Genomic DNA, 1,981 nt, shown 5'->3' with positions numbered 1-1,981 from the left:
AGCCCGGTTGAATACCGGCAGAGTCTTGGAATTGCGGCATAAATCAGTCCAAGAATTTAGCCGCATCCCCAGTGGGTCAGTTTCCGATGCAAATCAACAGCGAGGCCTTTGCTACCGTCCGATCTCTGTTTGGCGCGAAGGTGAGGCGGGGCGCTACATCTATGTCCCAGGCGTGGTGCCTTACGTGATGTCCGTGCTGTCCCCGCCTCGTGTGGAGAAAGCTATTCGCCACACCCCTTAAGATACAAAGTGATGCCCGAAACCCATGCGCGATTGCCTACCACACAATTTGCGCCTCAGAGTACCTCTGAGCGGCGTCGTTCGTGGATCGCATACGAATGTTCAACGGGACATGTAATTCGCTCATCAGGCGCGCGACTAGGTTCCGGGCAGAACCTCATCATAGCTTTACCCGCATTGGCTCTTCATCAACCACAAAGGGAGAAGACCCAATAAAGTCTGGAAAACTGCAGTGATGAATGCGACTATTTCACAGTAAATCGCTCTTCATATTACACTTCCTTTGAACTTCGAGCATCCACGCCGCTGTGCGTGTAGAACTTAACAGCCGTGAGCGCACCGCCACCTGCGGTGGCGTTCCGCTCCGCTCTTTGCTATGATAGTCACCGTTGATAGATACCACGGAGGGTCAAATGCAAAACGCGAAGCTATTCAAAAGCGGACGCTCGCAGGCGGTGCGATTGCCCAAGGAATTCCGGTTCGAAGGAACTGAGGTCCGCATCCGACGCCACGGAGCGGCCGTGATCCTTGAACCAGTCGCCGACGATTGGGCGTGGCTCGATGCCTTGAGCGGCGGAATCGATGCCGATTTTAAGGCAGCAGTGCAGGAACACCCCGGCGAGCAGCACCGGCCCGAACTGGAGACTCTGTTTAAGTGAAGTATCTGCTCGACACCAATGCGGTCGTCGCCCTCCTGAATGGCGATCCGCGAATGATCAAGTTCCTCAAGCGCCATCACCCCTCTGATTTCGGCATGCCGGCGATTGTGGTGCACGAACTGCTGTATGGGGCGTACAAGAGCCAGCGCGTAGAGCATAACGTCGCAAACGTCGAGGCGCTCCAGTTCGAAGTGCTCGAATTTGACCGCGAAGATGCCGACGATTCCGCGAAGATCCGCGCGCATCTCGCAACGAGAGGGACGCCTATCGGACCGTACGATGTGCTGATCGCTGGTCAGGCACGCGCGCGAGGCCTGACTGCCGTGATGCACAACACGAAGGAATTCAAACGGGTTCCGGGGCTGACGGTTGTAGACTGGGCGAAGTAGCAAAGTAAGCGATCAGCCAACCCACACTTGAGAAGCCCGATGCGAGCACGGAGCATATGTCACTTCACTGAACGGGAGATGACGTATGAGGGGTTATAAGCTGGACGCCCAGATTTGCTGAAAGTCTTTTGAATTCAGTTAGTTAGACATTCGCGATTCCCGGGCCAAATGGATGCAGCCCTGCCGAGAAGCTTCTTCTCTAGCGCGCACGGAGTCTGGCTCGCGTCTACGATCGTCCCGTTGCTGCCTCCTGCCGTAGCAAGGCGTAGGAAACCCGCCAGTGTCTTTCAGTTCCGGGGCAAGTGATGGTCGCCGTCTTCTGGTTGAGCCGTACGATCGTGCCGGTGCGGGTTTGCAACGCCTTGTCAGTAAAGCTGACGATCTCGCCCACCGAGAACCCGGTTCGTGGCCCCGGCGCGTGCACCGTCAATGGGCTGACCTTGAGCACGTCGGGACGCTCAGGCGTGACGATCGGCGGCGACAGCGGAGCAAGATGCGCACTATCGAGGAGTGCATCGATCTGGTTCAGATACCGTGGATCGGCGCTTTCCGCGACCAGCCGTACATTCAGCGCTTCATGGAGGGGTACCCACAACTCATCCGATGCATCCCGGCGCCGCACGGCCAACGCCGGGTTGAACTGATACCACCCTTGCGCGAGACGCGTGAACAGATGGCGGTGAAAGTGTAATA

3 protein-coding genes and 1 pseudogene are annotated in these 1,981 nt (G+C 57.0%); 3 read left to right on the top strand and 1 reads right to left on the bottom strand.

Going from position 1 to position 1,981, the window contains the following annotated elements; all coding sequences use genetic code 11:
• The 3 genes from P0D80_RS49825 to P0D80_RS49815 form a co-directional block, all read left to right on the top strand.
• The coding region (locus P0D80_RS49825) for a hypothetical protein (RefSeq protein WP_408296029.1) at positions 1 to 241 on the top strand (241 nt) is incomplete at its 5' end.
• A 412-nt stretch (positions 242 to 653) separates the two neighbouring features.
• Positions 654 to 899 carry an antitoxin gene (locus tag P0D80_RS49820; RefSeq protein ID WP_408296027.1) on the top strand — a complete coding sequence of 82 codons (246 nt, stop codon included), beginning with the start codon at positions 654 to 656 and terminating at the stop codon, positions 897 to 899.
• Positions 896 to 1,288 carry a type II toxin-antitoxin system VapC family toxin gene (locus P0D80_RS49815; RefSeq protein ID WP_408296024.1) on the top strand — a complete coding sequence of 131 codons (393 nt, stop codon included), beginning with the start codon at positions 896 to 898 and terminating at the stop codon, positions 1,286 to 1,288. The genes P0D80_RS49820 and P0D80_RS49815 overlap by 4 nt, the downstream gene beginning before the upstream one ends.
• A gap of 226 nt (positions 1,289 to 1,514) precedes the next feature.
• Here P0D80_RS49815 and P0D80_RS49810 read toward each other — a convergent pair.
• Positions 1,515 to 1,981, bottom strand: a pseudogene (locus tag P0D80_RS49810) (hypothetical protein); the annotation flags it as partial.

It is taken from the genome of Paraburkholderia sp. RL17-373-BIF-A (assembly GCF_046030175.1).
In the GTDB taxonomy this organism is placed as follows: Bacteria; Pseudomonadota; Gammaproteobacteria; order Burkholderiales; family Burkholderiaceae; genus Paraburkholderia.
The sequence above is the reverse complement of the archived record's forward strand: the minus strand, read 5'-3'. Positions and strand labels throughout refer to the sequence as shown.